This is a genomic window from Capnocytophaga sp. oral taxon 903 (assembly GCF_013394785.1).
Lineage (GTDB): Bacteria > Bacteroidota > Bacteroidia > Flavobacteriales > Flavobacteriaceae > Capnocytophaga > Capnocytophaga ochracea.
In genome coordinates this window covers 1,875,086-1,891,671 of sequence record NZ_JABXYW010000002.1, presented here as the reverse complement: position 1 = coordinate 1,891,671, position 16,586 = coordinate 1,875,086, and the positions used below count along the sequence as shown (strand labels likewise).

Annotated in this window: 17 protein-coding genes; 8 read left to right on the top strand and 9 right to left on the bottom strand. The window is 37.7% G+C overall.

Annotation, left to right across the window (positions count from 1 at the left end; genetic code table 11):
* Positions 1–20: 20 nt before the first annotated feature.
* The 7 genes from rplI to HW279_RS07845 all read right to left on the bottom strand — a co-directional run bounded on the left by rplI (position 21) and on the right by HW279_RS07845 (position 6,385).
* Entirely contained in the window at positions 21–548 is a 528-nt protein-coding gene (gene rplI / locus HW279_RS07875) for a 50S ribosomal protein L9 (protein ID WP_009419399.1), read from the bottom strand.
* 17 nt (positions 549–565) lie between these two features.
* Positions 566–844 (bottom strand): 30S ribosomal protein S18, encoded by a 279-nt coding sequence (gene rpsR / locus HW279_RS07870; protein ID WP_002671374.1) that lies wholly within the window; start codon positions 842–844, stop codon positions 566–568.
* A 4-nt stretch (positions 845–848) separates the two neighbouring features.
* Positions 849–1,190, bottom strand: coding sequence for a 30S ribosomal protein S6 (gene rpsF / locus HW279_RS07865; protein ID WP_002671370.1), 342 nt, complete (start codon positions 1,188–1,190; stop codon positions 849–851).
* Positions 1,191–1,335: 145 nt separating this feature from the next.
* Complete coding sequence (locus HW279_RS07860; RefSeq protein WP_009410800.1) at positions 1,336–2,298, bottom strand: SIS domain-containing protein; 963 nt, start codon at positions 2,296–2,298, stop codon at positions 1,336–1,338.
* A gap of 765 nt (positions 2,299–3,063) precedes the next feature.
* On the bottom strand, positions 3,064–3,930 hold the full coding sequence (locus HW279_RS07855) for a hypothetical protein (RefSeq protein WP_178958569.1): 867 nt from the start codon (positions 3,928–3,930) through the stop codon (positions 3,064–3,066).
* Entirely contained in the window at positions 3,927–4,844 is a 918-nt protein-coding gene (locus tag HW279_RS07850) for a hypothetical protein (protein ID WP_178958568.1), read from the bottom strand. Before HW279_RS07850 ends, HW279_RS07855 begins: the two co-directional genes overlap by 4 nt.
* Positions 4,845–4,846: 2 nt before the next feature.
* Entirely contained in the window at positions 4,847–6,385 is a 1,539-nt protein-coding gene (locus HW279_RS07845; RefSeq protein ID WP_178958567.1) for a hypothetical protein, read from the bottom strand.
* A gap of 522 nt (positions 6,386–6,907) precedes the next feature.
* Between HW279_RS07845 and HW279_RS07840 the strand changes: the two genes are divergently transcribed.
* The 7 genes from HW279_RS07840 to ftsH all read left to right on the top strand — a co-directional run bounded on the left by HW279_RS07840 (position 6,908) and on the right by ftsH (position 14,184).
* On the top strand, positions 6,908–7,591 hold the full coding sequence (locus HW279_RS07840) for a cell division ATP-binding protein FtsE (protein WP_009419397.1): 684 nt from the start codon (positions 6,908–6,910) through the stop codon (positions 7,589–7,591).
* A gap of 50 nt (positions 7,592–7,641) precedes the next feature.
* Complete coding sequence (locus tag HW279_RS07835) at positions 7,642–8,601, top strand: D-2-hydroxyacid dehydrogenase (protein WP_178958566.1); 960 nt, start codon at positions 7,642–7,644, stop codon at positions 8,599–8,601.
* A 7-nt stretch (positions 8,602–8,608) separates the two neighbouring features.
* The gene (locus HW279_RS07830) at positions 8,609–9,004 is read left to right on the top strand and encodes a DUF937 domain-containing protein (RefSeq protein WP_009409989.1); all 396 of its coding nucleotides are present in this window, start codon (positions 8,609–8,611) and stop codon (positions 9,002–9,004) included.
* A 72-nt stretch (positions 9,005–9,076) separates the two neighbouring features.
* A complete protein-coding gene (locus tag HW279_RS07825) occupies positions 9,077–9,511 on the top strand; it encodes a nucleoside deaminase (protein WP_034554431.1) in 435 nt (144 codons plus the stop codon).
* Positions 9,508–11,391, top strand: coding sequence for a hypothetical protein (locus tag HW279_RS07820; protein ID WP_178958565.1), 1,884 nt, complete (start codon positions 9,508–9,510; stop codon positions 11,389–11,391). Before HW279_RS07825 ends, HW279_RS07820 begins: the two co-directional genes overlap by 4 nt.
* A gap of 458 nt (positions 11,392–11,849) precedes the next feature.
* The gene (gene rsfS, locus HW279_RS07815; protein ID WP_002671325.1) at positions 11,850–12,221 is read left to right on the top strand and encodes a ribosome silencing factor; all 372 of its coding nucleotides are present in this window, start codon (positions 11,850–11,852) and stop codon (positions 12,219–12,221) included.
* Positions 12,222–12,225: 4 nt separating this feature from the next.
* Positions 12,226–14,184 (top strand): ATP-dependent zinc metalloprotease FtsH, encoded by a 1,959-nt coding sequence (gene ftsH / locus HW279_RS07810; protein WP_048745353.1) that lies wholly within the window; start codon positions 12,226–12,228, stop codon positions 14,182–14,184.
* A gap of 51 nt (positions 14,185–14,235) precedes the next feature.
* On the opposite strand, the gene HW279_RS07805 is transcribed toward ftsH, so the two are convergent.
* Together HW279_RS07805 and pyrE are read right to left on the bottom strand one after the other, a co-directional pair.
* Positions 14,236–14,955 carry a carboxypeptidase-like regulatory domain-containing protein gene (locus tag HW279_RS07805; protein ID WP_178958564.1) on the bottom strand — a complete coding sequence of 240 codons (720 nt, stop codon included), beginning with the start codon at positions 14,953–14,955 and terminating at the stop codon, positions 14,236–14,238.
* 18 nt (positions 14,956–14,973) lie between these two features.
* Positions 14,974–15,615: an orotate phosphoribosyltransferase gene (pyrE, locus tag HW279_RS07800; protein WP_178958563.1), complete on the bottom strand. Its 642-nt coding sequence runs from the start codon at positions 15,613–15,615 to the stop codon at positions 14,974–14,976.
* A gap of 5 nt (positions 15,616–15,620) precedes the next feature.
* Between pyrE and HW279_RS07795 the strand changes: the two genes are divergently transcribed.
* Entirely contained in the window at positions 15,621–16,205 is a 585-nt protein-coding gene (locus tag HW279_RS07795; protein WP_178958562.1) for an NUDIX hydrolase, read from the top strand.
* The last annotated feature ends 381 nt before the right edge of the window (positions 16,206–16,586 follow it).

The window sequence follows — 16,586 nt, the reverse complement described above, 5'->3', positions numbered from 1 at the left end:
ATTTAAATCCTTATAATTTATTAGTTTCCAGCAGGTTGCTCAGTAGCAATTTCCGCTTTGGGCTCTTCAGCCTTTTCTGCAGGTTTTGTCTCTACTTTTGCTACTTCTGCTACAATTTCAAATGGAAAATCAACAATTACTTCACGGTGTAAACGGATAGAAGCATTGTATTTCCCAGCACGTTTGAGGGTGTTACCAGCGATAGAAATAAATTTCTTATCAATATCGTGACCCGCTTTGGCTAATTCTTGTGCCAAATCACCATTATTAATTGACCCAAAAAGCTTATCTCCAGCACCTACTTTGGCAATAATTTTTACCACCAATGACGAAAGTGCTTGAGCTGTTTTCTTAGCCTCATCAATAATATGTTGTTCTTTGTAAGCTTTCTGTTTTAAATTTTCAGCTAATACCTTTTTTGCTGAGGGAGTAGCCAAAATTGCAAATCCTTGCGGAATGAGGTAATTACGTCCGTAGCCGTTCTTTACTGTAACGACATCGTCCTTAAAACCTAAATTATGTACGTCTTGTTTTAGTATAATTTCCATAGTTTCTACTCCTGTTATTATTTTAATAAATCGGCTACATAAGGCATTAATGCCAAGTGGCGTGCTCTCTTCACAGCGGTAGCCACCTTGCGTTGGAACTTCAATGAAGTACCAGTAAGACGACGAGGTAACAACTTACCTTGCTCGTTTACAAACTTCAAGAGGAAGTCAGCATCTTTGTAATCAATGTATTTAATACCTGATTTTTTAAAACGACAATATTTCTTTTGTTTTGAAGTGTCGATGTTTAGCGGAGTAAGATATTTGATATCTCCTTTTTTTTGTTCTACTGCCATTTTCTTACGCTTTTTTAGTGTTTAACTTTGCTCTTCTCTTTTCAGCCCACTCAATGGCGTGCTTGTCTAATTTCACAGTCAGGTAACGCATCACGCGCTCATCACGACGGAATTCCAATTCAAAAGCATCAATTACTTCACCAGCTACTTTAAACTCGAAGAGGTGGTAAAATCCGCTTTTCTTGTTCTGGATTGGGTAAGCTAATTTCTTCAAGCCCCAATTCTCTTTTGCTACAAATTCTGCACCCCTTGAAGTAAGAAAATTCTCAAACTTTTCTACTGCTTCCTTTATCTGTGTATCAGATAAAACGGGATTCAAAATGAAAACAGTTTCGTATTGATTCATAAATAAAATGATTAATTTTTAATTCGAGGTGCAAAAGTACTACAATTATTTTACCTGACCAAATAATCCGCAATATTTTTTACAAAATAATATCCAAATACCTGACAATGAATAATTATCACAACTCTCTCACCTTTCTTAAAACCTATATTAAACCTTCTTGTATCAAATTATGCAAGTGTATAATCCCCTCGTATTGCCCTTCACGCGTTACCAATAACTGCGTAATTTTATTCTTCTCCATTAGGTGTAACGCATCAATAGCCAAACTCTCTAAGTCAATCGTCTTAGGGTTAGCACTCATTATATCTTTAGCCACCAATCCTTTTATACTATCTGTTTTACTGAGCATTCTGCGAATATCCCCATCAGTCACTACCCCCACAATTCGTCCATTATCAATCACAGCTGCTACCCCCAACATCTTTTCCGATATTTCCACAATCACCTTCTTAATATCAGTATCCGGAGCCACTTCGGGTTTTTGGTTGTGCACTACAATGTCAGCCACTTTCAAATACAAGCGTTTCCCTAATGCTCCACCGGGGTGATATTTAGCAAAATCACTGCTACCAAAATGCTTCATTTCAAGCAAACACACTGCTAAGGCATCACCCAAAACCAACTGAGCGGTAGTGCTAGTCGTCGGAGCTAAGTTATTAGGGCAAGCCTCTTTCTCTACGTGAGCGTAAAGCACACTATCAGCCTGTTGGGCTAAAACCGAATTTCTGTTAGAAGTAATCGCTATCAATTTGTTATTACCGCGTTTGAGCAATGGTACCAATACTTTTATTTCGGGCGTATTACCACTTTTTGAAATGCATATCACCACATCGTCCTGTTGTATGATGCCCAAGTCACCGTGAATCGCATCAGCAGCGTGCATAAAGATAGCAGGCGTACCAGTAGAATTCATTGTCGCCACTATTTTATTAGCAATAATAGCACTCTTCCCGATACCCGTAATCACCACACGCCCCTTCGATTGCAGTATATACTCCATCGATTTAGTAAAATCGTCATCTATATAGTCTACTAATTTAGCAACTGCCTGAGCTTCTTCACTGATAGTTTGTTTGGCAATGGTTATAATTTCTTCTGTTTTCATTCTCAATAAATTGTTTTGCGTGAGGCAAAAGTAATACTTTTTTTGTTCATATAAAAACACCATTCGCTTTTTTGCTTTCTAACAAACATCTTTTCTATACAATTAAAACGCTTTATTAACTCGCTTTTTACAGTACTCTCTTGACTAAAAAGAACTGTTTATCGTGCTACACCCTTCTGTATAAAATGAAGCCTTGAATAGCCATTTTACAAGGCACATCTTTGATTTTGTTTTAAATTTGAAATCAATTTTGTTTAATTTCTGAAGCACAGCCTCACATCTCTACTTCAAACTCACATTATTTACTATCCCCACATACTTTGCCAATGTTTGAGATTTTGGCAAAGTTGAAATCACCTTCGCCCTCCTATCCATTTTTCACTTTAAACCTTTCGTTTTTCCAGTCTTTACCCTTCGTCTAATTAACACTTTTTAACTCTTTAATCTTCGCTCTTAATCTCTCATTATTAACTACTTATATACCCTTTCTATACCAATCTTCCAAGATTCGTATAAGCTTCCTATAAGCTTTCTATAAGCTAACTATACCATAACCCTATCTTCGATATCTTACGAGTCTATCCGATACTTTCCGATAACACACCTTTGCAATCACCATTCTATTGAAAAAAATAAGACAATAGTTTTTCATACCATTGCCTTATAATAATTATTTTTTGTTCTCTTCTTTGCTCATTTCTTTTTCAGTTCTTGTAGCATTACATCACAAGAACTAATAAGTATAATAATACCTGTTTCATAGGCTTATATTTTATTCTTCTCCTTTTCAGCCCATTCCTTTTTCAGTTCTTCAGCCCATATTAGCTCTCTACCTACTTCTTTTTTTATAGCAGGTTCACTGTTATGTGAGTGACGCGGACTTTGAGTGTCGAACAAAAAATCATAACTTCCCGCTACAATGCCTTTGCCCTCTATATAAGCAAAGCGCTCAATGCCACGATGATAAGCCTCTAACCCCGAGCGATTATTCCAAGCAGTGAACGTCCAAAACAGATAAACAGTATCTTTTCCACGTTTTTCTGTACCCGATAGGTAAATACTTTCAAAACAACTATCTAAGAAAGATTCTTTATCTTCCATTGGCTGAGCATATTTACTAATATGTGTTCCTTTGTTCAATTCTTTTTTTAACTCAGCATAAGTGACAAAATCTTGTTTTGTATTGATGATGTTACTATCGTTCAAGTGTACTTTTGAAGAATAATCCATCAACTGAAAAACTTCTACTAAACAGCATCTTGCTTTATAATACTTGTCGTCTTCTTTTTTTACTAAAGAGAAGAAGTTTAAGAATTTATTTTTATTACTTCTGCGAACCTCTTCTATCTTAACAGCAGCTTTTTCGACCTCTTCCTTAGAGACTTCTACCCAAGAGTTAGCATTGTTCATATCAGGTAATACCGAGATGAGGGTTAAATAATTATAGCCAAAGAAAACTCCCTGATTGAATACATTATACATCTCAATTTCTTTTCCTTCATAAAAAGAATGAGGGCGTAATGTATAGTGTTTTACTTGATAGTTCTTTTCTAAATCCTCTAAAACTAAATATTTCTGTGAAAAAGAATATTGAAACAGTAAGAGAATAATAATTGCAATTAATCTTTTCATAGCCTATTAAATTCTTTTTCTTCTCGTTCTCGTTCTTTTTTCCAAGCCTTCTCCTTTTCAGCCCATTCTTTTTTCAGTTCTTCAGCCCAAAAGAGTTCCTTTTTATAAGGAGTTCTTAATTTTATCCAATCTCCAGATATAGGCGTTTTACACCCTATTGGGAAAAAAAATTCATAATAAGAAGCAGCAACAATACCTCTATCTTTGATATAAGCAAACTTATCAAAACTTTCTACAAAGTAAGTAGCGTAAAGATAAAAATAATATATGGTATCTCCTTCCTTTTCCTCTACATTCTCTAAGTAAATATGTTCTAAATATTTAGGTACAATCCAATGCTTATCGTCTAATGGAAACACTTCGTTAGGGTATCGTTTTTTATATAGAGACCTTAGCACACTTACAGGCATCGTAGCCTGATTGGTATCTATAATATATCTTCCTGTGGCAACACTCATCTCTGAAGGTATATTTGTGCAGAAAAATTCATTTATCCTACAATTTTTAGCTACAAAATATTTATTTTTCACCTTTTTCACCAAAGATAATGTTGTATTATCATCTTTTTTACTATCCATTTCATAAGTCCTTCTATATATTCTATCAAACAGTTTTTTAGCAGGCATATACTTTTTTTGTAACATATCGAAGGGGATTTCTTGCCAACTATTCTTGCTTTCAAGGTCAGGGAGTACTGAAAACAAGACTATAAAATCACTATCCAAGTCTTTGCCATAGTTTTTAGAAAACACATTGTAGATTTCTATTTCATAATCCACCTTATAAGGCAAAGTGCTAAGAGTATATTTTTTTACGGTATAATTATTTGTAATACTATCTAATAGTATATATTTTTGTTCTTGTGCCATTATGGCACAAGAACAAAAAAGTAGTATGTAAAATACATTTTTCATACTTATTTGCAACCTCCAATAGTTTTTTGTTCATTTATATATTCTTTTTCACTTGAAGGAATAGTATAACTTTCTACAATACCTTCTTTTGCCAAAGCACGTGCTTTTTCAAGAGGAAAACTACGATTAAAAGAAAGAATACTTTGAGCTAAAGTTTCTATAAAAGAATTGAAATTACTGTGATCATTCATTAATAGATACCTTCTTTCTTGATCTCCATTTCCTATGGAAAGGTATGTTTCTCTAATAGAAGGGTATTTCTGTTTAAACCCTTCTTCTCCCAACCGATTTCTTTCTACATCAAAAAAAGCATGTAAAACCTCGTGATAAAGGGTTACTAAAATATATTCCTGAGTAGCTGTTTTCAGCATATTATTATCCAAAAAGATATTACAATTTATAACATCTCCATTTTTCTGTCCATTATAGCTTCCTGTCGCTCCTATTAAGTATTTATTACTTACAGTAATATTAAACTTATCACTTGTCCCAAAAGTATTCCGCATCAATCTCGCTATATCATTATTTAAATTAGGAGCTTGTGCTAAAAGAGCTTTTGCACACGGGTTGGTAAGAGAGTCTTTTATAGTATCTTCTCTTTTGTCTTGCTTTTTCTCTTCTTTTTTCTCTTCCTCTTTTGCCATACCTGCTCCTACATTACTACTGCTACCTCCGCCACCTATGGCTCTTCTTCTATCTCTTAGCTCTTCAAGAGCTATTCTCCTATCTTCTCTATCTCTATCATCATAAAAGTCGCCATAACCATATGGTGAATAATCATAATACGTATAATGAGGAAAGTCAGAATTATTTCTACTTTTTCTAGGAAATCTACCATAAACAGTAACAGGCTCTAACACAAAGTAGTCTTTTCCTCCACCCCCACCTTCGCCTCTTTCCTTTGGGTCATCTCCTTCATCATCTATGGAAAAAGGCAGAGGAGCAATAATAAGAGGACAACTTCTACATATAGGCTTTTCTGCGGTTGCTGAGGACTCGTTATTATCTATAATTCGATAACTTCCTTTGCGTTTGGGTACTATTTTATGAGTAATAACTCCATCTGTCATTCGGTAGGCCGAAAGAAAGACCCCTTTAGTATCAAGCAAATAAAAATCAGCATTTATAATACGACGATCTGCCATAATACTATCTATCTGAGTAAGAAAAAGATATTGCTTAGTCTTCCCATCTTTTTTAAGGAAGAGTACTTCTCCATTGAGTTCTGTTTTAGAGATCCTCACAGGCACTTTGGCATAAGGCATTTCCTCAAAGTCTTTCATTTGCTCAAAATACCGCCAATCGGTTTCTAATTCAATAAACGGGTACTTCCTACGGCTTACACTGTTGGCAGTGCGTTTCTGGTTTTCCGAAGCCTCAAAAAGGCTCTTGGCTTCGTCTAAGCTCACTACCGCTTGTGGGTCTACTACGGCAGGAACAGGGTCTTGTTGTGGTGCCTCAGGGGCATCTTCACGTTGGCAATAAGTAAGCGCAAGGGCTATCAATGCCAACATTCCAAATTTGAAAGTTCTTTTTCTCATAGTTTATTTAATTTTATTTTTGCCCCAAAAGTATAATGTATTTCTTTAAAAGTCAATAGGTAAAAGTAAATTTTAACATTTTGTCCCTCTTTCAAACTTTGCTGAAAAATAGGGTAAATCCTTCATTTTAACATTTTTTTCTTAATCATTTTGTCCAAACATTGCTGAAAACTCAAAGTTTAAGTCAAATCATTGTATTTTTTTCAATAACACAAACTATAATATTTAACACATTTTAACCCTCTACAATCTGTAAAATTAACTTATTTATCTCTCCAAGAATTTCAAATAAACTCATCTCCTCATTTTCTAATTTTCTCATTCTCTCATTTTCTAATTTTCTCATTCTCTCATTTTCTCATTTCCCTGTCATCGTGTTACGACCGCCTACTGTGCTACGGCTATTTTCTATATAACCTCCTTTTTTCACTTTTTCTCGAAAAAATTTCCATCATCCAAATATTTTTTCTACCTTTGCAGGAATTTTGTAAGGTAAATAGTTGCCTTACTGAACTTATATCAATGGAAGAACCAGTATTAGATTTAAAAGAAGTATCAGTATATCAAAAGAATACCCTCATTCTCTCCAATGTAAATCTCACCATTGGAAAAGGTGAATTAGTGTACCTTATCGGCAAAACAGGGTCAGGAAAGAGTAGCTTAATCAAGTTGCTCTACGGCGATTTACCCCTTACCAAAGGAAAAGGAAAAGTCGTAGGTTTCAACCTAAATAAACTCACCGAAGATGAAATCCCTCTGCTCCGCCGTAAACTGGGAGTTGTATTCCAAGATTTCAAACTGCTTACCGATAGAAGCGTGCACGATAATCTCGCTTTTGTGCTGAAAGCTACCGGATGGACTGATAAAGCAAAAATACAACAACGCATAGAAGAGGTACTTGCAAAAGTAAAAATGCAGAATACAGGTTTTAAGTTCCCTCACGAGCTATCAGGAGGCGAACAACAACGCATAGCTATCGCACGTGCCTTGCTCAACAACCCCGAACTCATCTTAGCCGATGAACCCACAGGTAACTTAGACCCCGAGACCAGTGTAGAAGTAATGCAAGTTCTCAAAGAAATCAACGCCTCGGGACGAACCATACTGATGGCAACTCACGACTATGCCCTCATTCTCAAGTTCCCTTCCAAAACCCTAAAATGCGATGGCGAACGCATCTTTGAGGTTGTACAGAGAAGGGTATAATTGAAATTGGCGATTTGCTAATTCACTAATTTACTAATTAAATTAATATAATGGCGATAAAGATACTTGCAAACGATGGAATTTCCGATTCAGGAAAAGAAGCGTTAGAAAAAGAAGGTTTTGAAGTTATCACTACTAAGGTAGCTCAAAACCAATTGATAGACTATATAAACAAACACGCAATCGATGTGCTCTTAGTGCGTTCAGCCACACAAGTGCGAAAAGATATCATCGATAGCTGTCCGTCACTCAAACTCATCGGTAGAGGAGGCGTAGGAATGGACAATATAGATGTGGCATACGCCAAAAGCAAAAACCTACACGTGATTAATACCCCAGCCTCTTCGGCTAATTCGGTAGCCGAGCTCGTTTTTGCTCACCTTTTCAGTGGCGTACGCTTTCTACACGATGCCAACCGCAATATGCCTTTGGAAGGCGACACTCAGTTTAACGAACTTAAAAAAAACTATAACAATGGCGCCGAATTGCGCGGTAAAACCATAGGTATTATAGGGTTCGGGCGTAGCGGACAAGCGGTAGCTCGCATTGCTATCGGTTTAGGTATGAAGGTAATGGCTTACGACCCCAAAGTAACTGAGGCAGTAATAACCCTCGACTTTTTCGACGGACAAACCTTGCCTTTCACTATCAAAACCGTAGAAAAAGAACACCTACTGGCAAAAGCTGATTTTATCACTCTCAACAACAGCCCAGCAGAAGGAGGTTATATACTCGATGCAAAAGAGTTTGCCTTGATGAAAGATGGTGTAGGAGTCATCAATTTAGCACGTGGAGGTGCTTTAAATGAAGTAGCACTTATAGAAGCCTTAGATAGTGGCAAAGTAGCTTTTGCAGGTTTAGATGTATTCGAAAACGAACCCAACCCCGCTATACAAGTGTTAATGCACCCTCAGGTATCGCTTACCCCACACATAGGGGCAGCTACTAACGAAGCTCAGAACCGCATAGGTTTTGAGTTAGCCTCACAAATTATAACCTTATTTAAATAATTATTATATGGCAGGAATGTTAGATTTTTTAGGAGGTGATAACCTTCAACAACTCGTAAAAGGATTGAGCGAGAAAACAGGTATCGGCAGTGATAAAGTAAGCTCGGTAATGGATTCACTCAAATCGATGCTCGGCAAAGCCGAAGGTAGTGAGATTTTAAACAAACTCACAGGCGACGGGCAATCGTCTACCTTAAAAGCTATCAGTGAGAAAACAGGTGTTTCATTGGATAATGTAAGCAAGATTTTCCAAAACTTAACCCCAATGATATCCAACTTTTTCTCAGGTAAAGGAGGTAACATCAGTGAAATGATGAACTCTTTCTTCGACAAAAACAAAGACGGAAATGTAATGGATGATATTATGGGAGGTATTGGCAACCTCTTTGGCGGTAATAAATAATTACCTTATAACCGTATTTTTAACATTACTTTGGCAAAGTTTTTGTACTTTGCCAAAGTAATTTTTATTTCAATGAATACTGACGAATACTTTATGCAAAAGGCTTTAGAAGAAGCACAATTAGCTTTCGAGGAAGACGAGATTCCCGTAGGAGCCATTATCACCATTGATAACAGAATTATCGCTAAAGCCCATAACCTTACCGAACGCCTCAACGATGTGACAGCACACGCCGAAATGCAAGCCATTACTATGGCAGCTCACTATTTGGGAGGTAAATACCTCACAGGTTGCACTATGTACCTCACGTTAGAGCCTTGTGCAATGTGTGCAGGTGCTTTGTATTGGAGTCAGTTATCGCGTTTGGTCTATGCTGCCCCCGATACCCATAGAGGCTACAGTGTAATGGGGGGCAAACTGCACCCAAAAACCGAAGTAGTTACCGGCATTTTAAGCCAGGAAGCTACAGCCTTGTTAAAACAGTTCTTTCAGCAAAAAAGGAAATGAGAAAAACCTTTACTCTTATAGCACTCTTTCTCTTGGGAATGAATTATCTTCTTTCTCAAGAAATAGATACTTTAAAGGTAAAAGACTCGCTATTAGAAGGCATTTCACCTGAAAGAGAAGCTAAAAACAGAGTATTTTATGAGAGAATCAAAAACTTCTTTAGCAAATATAAGCTCACTAAAAATCTCAACAATCTTATTGTAATTGAGGAAAAAGCAACCGGTAGAACACTCACCCCCACAGCTACTGTTACTACTACGGTTACCCATATAAAAGCCCCTTCTTATCAAGGGAAAATCATTAGAAATATCGTTATTACTACCTTAGACCCTTTTGGGTTTGACGAGAAAGATTTAAGCAAAGTACCTAACACTCGTTTGGAGCGTTTTGGCAATGCACTTCACGTGAAAACCCGCGAAAGCACGGTACGTAAGTTTCTTCTGTTTAAAAAGGACAAGCCCTTAGATACCCTTTTGCTGAGTGAAACCGAGCGCGTATTGCGCAATCAGCGGTATATCCGTAGGGCACAAGTGCGTGCTATCCCTGTGAGTCAAACCTCCGATTCAGTAGATGTGCAAGTGAATGTGCTCGATAGCTGGTCTATATACGTCGACGGCGACTTGGCAGGAAGTAGAGGCTGGACACGACTTACCGAGCAAAATCTCTTTGGGATAGGACACGAACTCTCGCTCACCTATCAACAATACTTTTCAGGAATCGGAAACAATGGCAAAGGTTTTAACTATGTGGTGAGAAACATCAAAAACACTTACATCAATGTGCGAACCGGTTATTATTCTGATTACGAGAACTATTTTTCAAAGAGCATACAGGTAGAGCGACCGCTGTATTCACCTTTGGCACGTTGGTCGGGGCGCTTAGGGTACTACGAATACCGATATGAAGACGAAGGTATTAGTTATCGCGACTCTATCTATATTCCTATCCTAATGACACGCACCTTCGATGCTTTTGGTAGTTGGGTAAAGCCCCTCAGAAAAGTAGAAAATAAGCGCATCAATAACTTTATCATAGCTGGGCGTTTTCGCAATATAAATTATTACGAGAAACCTTCTCCCGAGATAGACCCCGAACAATATTACGGCAACGAGAACCTATATCTCACCCAATTCAGTCTCAATAGTACAGGTTTTATAAAAGACCGCTATATATTTCGCAACGGCGATATCGAGGACGTAGGCATAGGGCACTCTTTGTTTCTCACCTCAGGGATACTGCGAAAGAACTACGCTACTTTGCCCTATCTCGGTATAGGCTTTGCTGAGGCAAACTATACAAAGCGTGGTTATCATTCTATCAATTTTGAGGTAGGCACATTCTTTAAGGACGGCACGAACAAAGAAACTGTGCTAAAAGGTGAAGGCACCTATTTCAGTAAATTGTTCGACATAGGCGATTGGCATTTTCGTCAGTTCTTGCGCTCCTCATTTGTAGTAGGTTTTAACCGAAATGTATACCAGCGAGACAGAATCAACTTAAACGAATCTAATGGTATTTTAGGCTTCAGTAGTCGTGAAGTATACGGCACACGCAAGCTTATACTCACCTCACAAACGCAAGTATATGCCCCTTTTCAGCTGATAGGCTTTAGGTTTAGTCCGTTTCTCTCAGCCGATATAGGTTTTATAGGTAGGGAAAACACTGCCTTTCTAAAAACAGAAGTATACTCTAAGGTTTCCATAGGTTTTTATATATCCAACGACTATTTTCCCTTTGGAGCCATACAATTCTCCTTTGGGTATTATCCTAATATCCCAGGTACAGGTAACAATATCTTCAAATTTACAGGCGTTACCAACGACGATTTCAGGCTACACAGCTTTTCTCAACGCTTGCCTAATATCGTATCGTTTAGATAACTTCGCCTCACCTTCGTCATTTCTTCGTTCATTCTTCGTTCATTCTTCGTTCATTCTTCGTTCATTCTTCGTTCATTCTTCGTTCATTCTTCGTTCATTCTTCGTTCATTCTTCGTTCATTGTTCGTTCATTGTTCGTTCTTTCTTCGTTCATCGTTCGTCTTTCCTTCGTCTTTCCTTCGTCTTAGCTTCAAATAGTCTTTGATTTTCAATCTTATTCCCCTTCTCTAAAAACTTTTCATCCTTCATTTCTTATTTGCTAATTATCAAATTTACTAATTTGCTAATTACACCTGCTCGTGCGGCTCGCACCTCCACATTTTTAACTACGTGACAAAATGTCTGAAACTAACTGACAGAAGAATAATGGCAATGTTTTTGCTTTTCTAAAAGGAATGTTTTATCTTTGCGCGCTTTCAAGAGAGATACAACAAGTTTAAACTGTAAAAATAAAGAACATTGAATAAGGAAATATCATCAAATCAGCTTATTAGTAATATTATAGCTGGTATAGAAAAAGTAAAAGGAACCGATATTACCATTATGGATTTGCGCGAGGTAGAGAATACCGTGTGCGATTATTTTATTTTGTGCAATGGGTCTTCTAATACCCAAGTGTCGGCTATCTCTGGTGCTATTCAAAAGGTAGTGAGTCAAGCCGAAGGTCATCAACACCCCTGGCACGTAGAAGGTGAAGCTAATGCCGAGTGGGTACTCATCGATTATGTGGATGTAGTGGTGCATATCTTCCAAACAAAAATACGTGAGCATTACGACCTCGAAGGACTTTGGGGAGACGCTAAAATTATCAACTTAGAAACTAACTATTAAAAATATGTCGGACAATAAAAGCAACGGGTCTCGTTTTTCAGCCTATTGGTTATATGCCATATTACTGCTGATACTTATAGGTTTTAATTATTATTCAGGAGCCAGTTTTTGGTCACAACCCAAAGAGATTCCGCAATCTAAATTTGAGGAATACCTTAGCAATGGCGATGTGTCTAAAATCATCATCTTAAACCATAAAGAGGCTAATGTATATCTCACCCCCGATGCTCTTAAAAAAGAAGAGCACAAAGAGGTAAAACCTACGGGAAATACGTTTATGCAGGGCGCTAACGCAGGTGATGTACCTCAATACCGTTTTGAATTAGGCGATTTGAGTAACTTCGAAAATCGATTCGACCAAATTGTAAAAGATAACAACCTCAGCACTACTCGTGAGAACAAAACCGAGCAAAACATCTTCGGCGATTTGCTGTTCTCTATTTTGCCTTTTATAGTCATCATAGGCTTGTGGATTTACATAATGCGCCGTATGGCAGGAGGCGGAGGAGCTGGTGGTATCTTCAGCATTGGCAAATCTAAAGCGCGCGTATTCGATGAAAAGAAAGAAACGCGTGTAACTTTTCAAGATGTAGCAGGCTTAGAGGGAGCAAAAGAAGAAGTACAAGAGATTGTAGACTTCCTCAAAAACCCCGATAAATACACTTCATTAGGAGGTAAAATACCGCGTGGAGCCCTATTAGTAGGTCCTCCTGGTACAGGTAAAACTCTTCTTGCGAAAGCTGTAGCAGGTGAAGCTCAAGTACCTTTTTTCTCACTCTCTGGTTCTGACTTTGTAGAGATGTTCGTAGGAGTAGGTGCCTCTCGTGTGCGCGACCTTTTCAAACAAGCTAAAGAAAAGTCTCCTTGTATTATCTTTATCGATGAAATTGATGCTATAGGTCGTGCTCGTGGTAAAAATGTAATGACGGGAGCTAATGATGAGCGTGAGAATACTCTCAATCAACTCCTTACCGAGATGGACGGTTTTGGTTCACATACTAATGTTATCGTATTGGCAGCTACTAACCGCGCTGATATCCTCGATAAAGCACTAATGCGGGCAGGACGTTTCGACCGTCAGATTTATGTAGAGCTTCCTAACTTAAATGAGCGCAAACAGATATTTGAAGTACATTTGCGACCTATCAAAACAGCAGAAACATTAGATATAGACTTCTTGGCAAAACAAACCCCAGGATTCTCTGGCGCTGATATTGCTAATGTATGTAATGAAGCTGCTCTTATTGCAGCACGTAAAGGGAAAACAGCGGTAAGCAAACAAGAATTCCTTGATGCAGTGGATAGAATTGTAGGTGGTTTGGAGAAGAAAACTAAAATCCTTACTCCCGAAGAACGCAAGACAATAGCCTTCCACGAAGCAGGTCACGCTACTGTAAGTTGGCTCTTAGAACACGCCGCACCACTTGTAAAAGTAACTATCGTGCCTCGCGGACAGTCGTTAGGCGCAGCTTGGTATTTGCCAGAAGAACGCCAAATAGTGCGTACTGAACAGATACTCGATGAGATGTGCGCTGCCCTTGGCGGTAGAGCTGCAGAAAAAGTGATATTCGATAAGATTTCTACAGGTGCTCTCAGCGACCTTGAGAAGGTAACCAAACAAGCGCGTGCAATGGTAACCATTTATGGGCTTAATGACAAGATAGGTAACCTTACTTATTACGATTCAGCCCAGGCCGATTATAGTTTTACCAAACCTTATAGTGAGAAAACAGCACACCTAATAGATGAAGAGATTTCTAAAATTATAGAAGAACAATATCAGCGTGCTATTGATATTCTCACCGAGAATAAGGATAAGCTTACTACTTTGGCTAACTTGCTCTTAGAACGTGAAGTAATCTTCCGTGAAGATCTTGAAAATATCTTTGGTAAGCGCAAATTTAAAGACCCACACGATATTATTGAGGAGGAAGAAGATAAATCCTCAGAAGTTGTATCGTAATTACAATAAAAAAGATGTATCAAAGAGAGTTTGATACATCTTTTTTATTCTTTATTTTTCTGCTTTTGCTAATCTTTGATACTCACCCCACGCTTCTATAAGCATAAACTCCATTTGCTTATTTTCCTTCTTCCTTACAAGATCGTGGAACTCGGCTCTCTCCATTACATAATAGGCTAAAACGTCTATTTCCTCTTCGTTTAGTTTGAGTTCTTTTTGTAGAAAGACTTTCATATTTTCACGTATATAGCTAGCGACAGCTAAGTTCTGTTCATTGGCTACAATTTTCTTTAAGAGCTTCTTTCGTCCACTTATAGTATTAATGAGTAAATCAATGCTTAATAAATTTCCTCCTGCACTATGAGTAGCACTATACAAACGTTTTTCAGCAAAAGTACGCTCTACAGGAGTATGCTGTAAAATCCCTAACCTTTGAGCAGAAACCCCTTGATATTTTGATACTTCAACTTCATCAAGCTGATTGACCTGTTCTTTCATCTGTATTAAAACTCCTCCGAAACCAAAATCAGCTTTTGTAAGAGTGCGATAAACAGTTTGCATTCCTACAAAAGTAATTTGTAAAGTATTACGTTCACTTGCTTTCAGTGTAAAATAACCATTAGCATCAGTAGTAGTAACAGCATTAGTATAAAGATTCATCACGTGCGCTCCTGACAAAGGTATTGTATCACGCATCACTCTACCACGTACTTGTTTTTGTGCAAAGACTCCTACACTAAAAAACAACCATATAATTGTTAGATATTTCATAAAATTACTATGAATATTTTACTGTTTCCAAGTATCCGGACTTTTGCGCCATTGCTGGAGCATCTCTAAATCTTCTTTTTTGATACGACCAAAAAGCAAGGCTTTTTCTAATAGACTGTTGTAATCGCCGGCAGTGTAAAGCGGTACTTTTTCCTCGGTAAAACGCTTATTGGCTACATCAAAATTGTAAGAGAAAAGGGCTATCATTCCCAACACCTCAGCACCACTATCGCGCAGGGCTTTTACCGCATTAAGGCTACTCATTCCGGTACTTATCAGGTCTTCTACCACTACTACCTTTTGTTCAGGGCGCAAAAAACCTTCAATTTGATTTTGTCTGCCGTGTTTTTTAGGTTCAGGGCGTACATACACGAAAGGCAATTGGAGTGCATTAGCTACCAACATACCGATACCAATAGCTCCCGTAGCTACCCCTGCAATGACTTGTACTTCAGGAAATTTCTCTTTTACGCCTCTTGCCAATACGCTTGCAAAGTACGAACGAACCTCTGGGAATGAGAGGATTATACGGTTATCGCAATAAATTGGTGACTTCCAACCGCTCGCCCAAGTAAAATAATTTTCAGAATTCAATTTAATTGCGTTAATTTGCAATAAAAATTCAGCGGTATTTTGTGCCGTAATACTATCTAAAATCATAGGTTATGTATGAAATATTTTTAGACGAAAAGTCGATTATTTTGACAAATGTACGAGAAAATATTGAAAACGTCAAATGTTTTTCAATAAAAGACATTACTCTTGATGTTATCTTGGAGGAACTCAAGCGAAAAGAGGTAGAAAAAATATACTTATATCACCCTAAGGAAGAGAAACTTATGAAGAAATTTAAGCAACTTATTCCTACCATAAAAGCAGGGGGTGGTATTGTGTATAATCGGGATGGAAAAGTGTTGATGATTAAGCGTCACGGCAAGTGGGATTTGCCCAAAGGGAAGAAAGAAAAGGGCGAAAATATCGCTACTTGTGCTTTGCGTGAGGTAGAGGAAGAAACAGGTGTTAAAAAACTGCTTATTCAACGCTTCCGAATGATTACTTATCACATATTCAAACGCGATGGACAATATTTTTTGAAAGAGACCTATTGGTATGATATGACTACTACTTTTAAGAAGAAATTAGTACCTCAAACCGAAGAAGATATAGAAAAAGCGTGTTGGAAAGACGAGGCAGAGGTACGAGAGTTGGTGAAGGATTCGTATAAGAATATTCAGAAGCTATTCAATTAGCAAAGAATCTCTCCACAAGCTGATGCGAACAAAACGCTCGTGTCCTTTTTATTACTACCTACACCGAAGCTACACCGAATCTTCAGTGGGTCTTCAGTGGGTCTTCAGTGGGTCTTCAGTGGGTCTACAGTGGCTCTACAGTGGCTCTACACCGAACACTAAGCGAAGTTATAGCAAATACCACTGGAATGCAATCACTATTTCAAACGGTTAATTGTCAATGGTTAATTATCAATTGAAAATTTGTCCTTACCTTTGTACCACTAATCTAATTCTTTAAACCTAACCTCTAAGTAAACTATGGCAAAAATAAAAAACATCTGCCTAACAGAAGGGTCTTCGGGAAAAATTGGTAACCAACTCTTCTTCGGGCAAGTGGGG